Annotated in this window: 5 protein-coding genes and 7 tRNA genes; 2 read left to right on the forward strand and 10 right to left on the reverse strand. The window is 43.4% G+C overall.

Features of this window, described 5'->3' with window-relative positions; translation table 11 throughout:
- Positions 1-283 precede the first annotated feature (283 nt).
- The 10 genes from ED652_RS23495 to mutY all read right to left on the reverse strand — a co-directional run bounded on the left by ED652_RS23495 (position 284) and on the right by mutY (position 3,754).
- Positions 284-359 (reverse strand) — tRNA-Asn (locus ED652_RS23495).
- A 56-nt stretch (positions 360-415) separates the two neighbouring features.
- Positions 416-491 (reverse strand) — tRNA-Phe (locus ED652_RS23500).
- 7 nt (positions 492-498) lie between these two features.
- Positions 499-574: transfer RNA gene (locus ED652_RS23505), tRNA-Thr, on the reverse strand.
- A 70-nt stretch (positions 575-644) separates the two neighbouring features.
- A tRNA-Asn gene (locus ED652_RS23510) sits at positions 645-720 on the reverse strand.
- A 56-nt stretch (positions 721-776) separates the two neighbouring features.
- Positions 777-852 (reverse strand) — tRNA-Phe (locus tag ED652_RS23515).
- 7 nt (positions 853-859) lie between these two features.
- A tRNA-Thr gene (locus ED652_RS23520) sits at positions 860-935 on the reverse strand.
- A 74-nt stretch (positions 936-1,009) separates the two neighbouring features.
- Positions 1,010-1,085: transfer RNA gene (locus ED652_RS23525), tRNA-Phe, on the reverse strand.
- 103 nt (positions 1,086-1,188) lie between these two features.
- Positions 1,189-2,322, reverse strand: a complete 1,134-nt coding sequence (gene mltC / locus ED652_RS23530) for a membrane-bound lytic murein transglycosylase MltC (protein WP_017084369.1) — start codon at positions 2,320-2,322, stop codon at positions 1,189-1,191.
- Positions 2,323-2,391: 69 nt separating this feature from the next.
- Positions 2,392-2,664 (reverse strand): oxidative damage protection protein, encoded by a 273-nt coding sequence (locus ED652_RS23535; protein WP_004735465.1) that lies wholly within the window; start codon positions 2,662-2,664, stop codon positions 2,392-2,394.
- 28 nt (positions 2,665-2,692) lie between these two features.
- Complete coding sequence (gene mutY, locus ED652_RS23540; protein WP_122056339.1) at positions 2,693-3,754, reverse strand: A/G-specific adenine glycosylase; 1,062 nt, start codon at positions 3,752-3,754, stop codon at positions 2,693-2,695.
- Positions 3,755-3,919: 165 nt separating this feature from the next.
- On the opposite strand from mutY, the gene trmB reads away from it, so the two are divergent.
- Both trmB and glsB read left to right on the forward strand, forming a co-directional pair.
- Positions 3,920-4,639: a tRNA (guanosine(46)-N7)-methyltransferase TrmB gene (gene trmB, locus ED652_RS23545; protein WP_004735468.1), complete on the forward strand. Its 720-nt coding sequence runs from the start codon at positions 3,920-3,922 to the stop codon at positions 4,637-4,639.
- Positions 4,640-4,824: 185 nt separating this feature from the next.
- Positions 4,825-5,745, forward strand: coding sequence for a glutaminase B (gene glsB / locus ED652_RS23550; protein WP_009847707.1), 921 nt, complete (start codon positions 4,825-4,827; stop codon positions 5,743-5,745).
- Positions 5,746-5,897 lie beyond the last annotated feature (152 nt).

Raw genomic sequence — 5,897 nt, forward strand, 5'->3', positions numbered from 1 at the left:
CCGGACTTTCAGTCCGTAATACTAACCCACCTACTTTAGTAGGTGGTTGTTAAGTTTTATGTGACGATACGCGGCTAAAGGTGCTTAATTTCAGAGATGGTTTAGTTTGTATCGAGAGGGTTTGAACGAATTCAAGGATTGGTACTGTCGAGATAGGAAAGGGGATGCTTTAACTTTATGGGGGTGATCAGGGCTTGATGTTGAGCTGACGGCAATACTGAATAGAGTTAGAGTTAGCTCAAACGAAAAAAAGCCAAGTCTTTCGACTTGGCTTTCTTGAATGTGGCTCCCCTTGCAAGACTTGAACTTGCGACATACGGATTAACAGTCCGCCGTTCTACCAACTGAACTAAAGGGGAATTACTTGTCTTAACATCAGGTCTATAAAGACCATTATTTGTTAAGTATCAAATAATGGTGCCTCGAGGCGGAATCGAACCACCGACACGCGGATTTTCAATCCGCTGCTCTACCGACTGAGCTATCGAGGCAAAAGAATGGTGCCGACTACCGGAGTCGAACTGGTGACCTACTGATTACAAGTCAGTTGCTCTACCTACTGAGCTAAGTCGGCACACTAAATTCTTTGCTTTAGAGAGTAAACTCTCTAATTAAAACCTCATATAAAATGAAGTTCTTTAAAATGGCTCCCCTTGCAAGACTTGAACTTGCGACATACGGATTAACAGTCCGCCGTTCTACCAACTGAACTAAAGGGGAATTACTTGTCTCAACATCAGGTCTATAAAGACCATTATTTGTTAAGTACCAAATAATGGTGCCTCGAGGCGGAATCGAACCACCGACACGCGGATTTTCAATCCGCTGCTCTACCGACTGAGCTATCGAGGCAAAAGAATGGTGCCGACTACCGGAGTCGAACTGGTGACCTACTGATTACAAGTCAGTTGCTCTACCTACTGAGCTAAGTCGGCACACTAAATTCTTTATGCTTTTGTTCGTGTTGCTACTCCCTGTTAAAGAGTGATGACACCAACAAATCAAATTGTGGTGCCCGGAGGCGGAATCGAACCACCGACACGAGGATTTTCAATCCTCTGCTCTACCGACTGAGCTATCCGGGCAACGGAGCGCTATTAAACGGATTTTCTGCATAACCGTCAACACCTTTTTTGAAAATAATTAAAAAAAACGTTCGTTAGTTGTTTTTTTATTCAAAAGTGAGGCTTACGTTTTACCTTGGTTAAAATCTTTCTTGAATTTTGTTACTTTTTCTAAGTATCGACGCGACTCTTTGTTTGGGTGTTTCTTTGTCAGTGCCCAGTAAGCTTGACTAGGTTGCAATGAGTTTAAGTCACGCATTGCCCGCTTTCTGTCCTTACTGAAGGTATTGAGTACCCCACCAGTGCCACCGTTGTATGCTGAGATCATGCTGTATTCGAGCGTGGTTGGGTGTTGCACGTCCTTCAAATAACGATTTTTAAGGATGTAAAAGTACGCAGTGCCAGCATCTATGTTGTTTTCTGGATTGAATAAGTACTCAGGACTCGGCTCTCCAGGTTTCTTTTTGACAAGCTTAAAAACATCTCGACCTGCGGTTTTTGGGACTACCTGCATAAGTCCATAGGCATTCGCCCAGCTCACTGCGTATGGGTTGAAACTACTTTCTGTTTTGATGATCGCGTAAATCAAGTCTTCAGGAATGTCATAACGTTGAGATGCGCGACGAACGATATCTGCGTACTTATAGCTTCGTTTGCTGGCGTGATCGGCCACCATTGGAATTTCGACGTAATACGCTTTTTTAAAGTCGACTTCCTTAGTTTTTAAGTTATTGGCGATCAGATAATCAGCAAACTTATTAGCGCGCCATGTCCATTGGATTGGCTTCTTATCCTGATCAACGACTTGGTTATAGAGGAAAGGTTGGCCTTCTAACTTGATGCTTTTGGAAGAGAATAGATCGACATTCGCAGGATCATCTGGCGTTAAAAGTGTCGTCATTATTGCATTTTTGAGGTGCTTTTTAGGATCAGTTGAGGATACGGTTTCAACTGTGATTAGACCTTGGCTAAAGTTTACTTCTGAACGGCTTAAGTAATTATCTATGTATTTCACATAGTTACTCTTGCCCGCCATCTTTACTTCACTGCTGCCCCAACGTTTTTGGATGTTGCCAGAAAAGCTATTAATTAAAGAATCTAACGCCCCTGTGTCTTTTTCAAATTGACCGGGTAGCTCCGCTAAATTACTTACAAATCGGTTGGTTGGTTCGTAATTAACATCATAAATGCTTTCGACAAATTCACGACTGCATCCAGTTAACAACATGGCTGTTAGGAAGTAACTTAGCTTTTTCATAGTTCCTCATACAAAAATGACATCGCAGCGTTAACCATGATGTCATTAAAATTTGCTTAAATAAATGTCTTATTCGCTTGGTGGAGTGTAGCCATCAATAACGACATCTTTACCTTCAAAAAGGAAGTTAACCATCTCAGTTTCAAGAAGTTTACGATGTTCAGGATCCATCATGTTTAGCTTCTTCTCATTGATAAGCATGGTTTGTTTGCTTTGCCATTGTCCCCAAGCTTCTTTAGAGATGTTGTCAAAGATACGCTTACCTAAGTCACCTGGGTAAAGTTGAAAATCTAGGCCTTCAGCATCTTTTTGAAGGCGAGCACAAAATACAGTGCGGCTCATAGTGGTTCCTCTTATCGCGTTCGTTGATTCAAACGTCGTCGTTCAGTTCAAAGGGTAGGCTCTCAATAAGCTGCTTTACAGGAGCGGCTAGGCCAATTTCTTCCGGTTTTGATAAGTTATACCAGAGACCTTTAGTCCCTTCCATTATCAAATCTGGTTGTTTATCTAATTTTACTAATACAGGTGTGATATCTAAGTGGTAGTGGCTGAAAGTATGTCGAAACGCAATCATGGTCTTGATCGAATCGGTTTCGTTGTCTTTGATCGAACGAAGATCTAATTGATGTTCGATCTCTGCGTTTTCATTTTGAGGGAAACAGAATAGTCCTCCCCAGATACCAGATTGAGGGCGTTGTTCGAGCCATACTTGATTGTTGTGGTACAGAATCACAAACCATGTTTCTTTTATCGGCTTTTCTTTCTTAGGTTTCTTACCAGGGAAATCGAGCTGTCTATCGAGCTTCTTAGCTTCACACATGCTTTCAATTGGGCATAAGGTACATTTGGGTTTGCTACGAGTACAAACCATCGCACCCATATCCATCATGGCTTGATTGTATTTATCGACATCTTGATTGGGAGTGTGTGCTTCTGCGTGCTCCCAAAGCTGGTTCTCGACTTTCTTTTGCCCCGGCCAACCTTCTACTGCGAAGCTTCTCGCCAAGGTGCGCTTGACGTTGCCATCAAGAATCGCATGGGGGAGTTTATGCACAGAGGACAGCACTGCAGCGGCAGTAGAGCGTCCAATACCCGGTAGCGCGTTCATATCTTCGATAGAAAGCGGAAACTCACCACCATACTGTTCAGCAACAATCTTAGCTGCTTTGTGAAGGTTACGAGCTCGCGCGTAATAACCAAGCCCCGTCCATAAGTGGAGCACTTCATCTTGTTCAGCGTTCGCTAGGTCGATAACCGTTGGAAAGCGCTCTAAGAAGCGCTGGTAGTATGGAATCACCGTGGCGACTTGAGTCTGCTGAAGCATGATTTCAGATAGCCAAACGGTGTAGGCGGTTTTGTTTTGTTGCCAAGGTAATTCTTTACGCCCAAAGGCGTCATACCACTTTAATATTGCGGTTGCGAAAGGAGTCACGACATGCTCTATGCTTTGCTATTATTAGGAGTGAAATTGCACCACACTTACGGTTGGATGTAAAACAGACAAATTGTGTGGGAATTTATCCACGGAAAGACTTGCACCGGAGGCAATTCTTTGGATAATCCCCGCTTTGATTAATCAATGTGCAGGCAAAAATCAATGAGTGAAGTGACCACTAACGAATATACTGAAGACGGCAAACTGGTTCGTAAGATCCGTAGTTTTGTTCGCCGCGAAGGCCGCTTAACAAAAGGCCAAGAAAACGCGATGAACGAATGTTGGCCAACAATGGGTATCGACTACAACCCAGAACTTCTTAATTGGAAAGAAGTGTTTGGCAACGACAACCCTGTTGTACTAGAAATTGGCTTCGGTATGGGTGCATCACTGGTTGAAATGGCAAAGAATGCGCCTGAGAAAAACTTCTTAGGTATTGAAGTTCACAGCCCAGGTGTTGGTGCGTGTTTAGGTACAGCTCGCGATGCTGGCGTAACTAACCTGCGTGTAATGTGTCACGATGCAGTAGAAGTATTTGAACACATGATCCCAGACAGCAGCCTGCATACACTGCAACTGTTCTTCCCTGACCCATGGCATAAAGCTCGTCACCACAAACGTCGTATCGTTAAGGCTGAGTTTGCAGAGATGGTTCGCGGTAAGCTGCAACTTGATACTGGTATTTTCCACATGGCAACAGACTGGGAAAACTACGCAGAACATATGATTGAAGTGATGAACGTCGCTCCAGGTTTCGAGAATATCGCTGAAGATGGTGATTACATTCCTCGTCCAGACGAGCGTCCGCTAACTAAGTTTGAAGCTCGTGGCCACCGTTTAGGTCATGGTGTTTGGGACATTAAGTTCAAGCGTACTAAGTAATTCTGAATCAAATTAAGTGAAGGTGAATCCGACTTAGGATTAAACCCTACACTTTATGGGATTGATAAAAGCCAACATTATTGTAGTGTTGGCTTTTTTGTCCTTAGGCTTTTATCAACTTAGAAGTTTAAGGACAAAACTGAATGTCACACCCCTACAAAAATAACAATAAGAAGTAAGCTCACATGAAACCAACTCAAGCTATTTTAGCCGAGATTTTAGACGAAGTTCGTCCCTTAATTGGTCAGGGAAAGGTCGCTGACTATATTCCTGCATTGGCTCGCGTATCGAACCAGAAACTGGCGATTGCGGTATACACAAATGAAGGTGAAGTTATTCAAGCTGGCGATGCCGATGAAGCCTTTTCTGTGCAATCAATTTCGAAGGCTTTAAGTCTGACGCTAGCAATGGTGTTGTATAAGCCTGAAGAGATATGGCAGCGAGTAGGGAAGGAGCCTTCAGGACAAGCCTTTAACTCGATGATTCAGCTTGAGATGGAACACGGCATCCCTCGTAACCCGTTTATTAATGCTGGCGCGATTGTCGTTGCTGACTTATTACAAAGCCGTCTATCAGCACCAAGACACCGTTTATTAGAATTCGTCCGTCAGTTATCGGGTGATACTCATATTGTGTATGACAAGGTTGTGGCGGCTTCTGAGATGATGCACAGCGATCGTAATGCTGCTATCGCTTATTTGATGCGTTCATTTGGTAATTTTGAGAACGATGTTATTCCCGTACTGAATAACTACTTCCATGCTTGTGCGCTTAAAATGACCTGTGTGGATTTGGCGAAGACCTTTAGCTATTTGGCAAACAAAGGCGTGTCGGTTCAGACTAAGAAAGAGATCATCACGCCAGTTCAAACCAAACAGCTGAATGCTTTGCTTGCGACATGTGGTTTGTACGATGGGGCGGGAGAGTTTGCTTATCGTGTTGGTATGCCCGGAAAATCTGGTGTCGGTGGCGGGATTATTGCGATTGTTCCTGGCGAAATGACGATCGCGGTGTGGTCTCCGGAACTAGACGCGTCGGGTAATTCACTGGCGGGAACTCAGGCTTTAGAATTGCTATCAGAGCGTATTGGTCGTTCTATTTTCTAAGTTCTAAGTTCTAAGTTCTAAGTTCTAAGTTCTAAGTTCTAAGCTCGACAAAAAAGCCTCTCGTGATGAGAGGCTTTTTGCATTCTAGCGTTCGAACATAGACTGAACCTTAAGCATTAAGTTTTGCATAAATCCCGTCTAACGTAATGTTT

Source organism: Vibrio sp. Evd11, from assembly GCF_900382755.1.
Taxonomy (GTDB): Bacteria; Pseudomonadota; Gammaproteobacteria; order Enterobacterales; family Vibrionaceae; genus Vibrio; species Vibrio lentus.

Excerpts from the sequence above, each read along its gene's own strand:
- mltC (WP_017084369.1), bottom strand. The coding sequence starts at position 2,322 with ATGAAAAAGCTAAGTTACTTCCTAACAGCCATGTTGTTAACTGGATGC.
- ED652_RS23535 (WP_004735465.1), bottom strand. The coding sequence starts at position 2,664 with ATGAGCCGCACTGTATTTTGTGCTCGCCTTCAAAAAGATGCTGAAGGC.
- trmB (WP_004735468.1), top strand. The coding sequence starts at position 3,920 with ATGAGTGAAGTGACCACTAACGAATATACTGAAGACGGCAAACTGGTT.
- glsB (WP_009847707.1), top strand. The coding sequence starts at position 4,825 with ATGAAACCAACTCAAGCTATTTTAGCCGAGATTTTAGACGAAGTTCGT.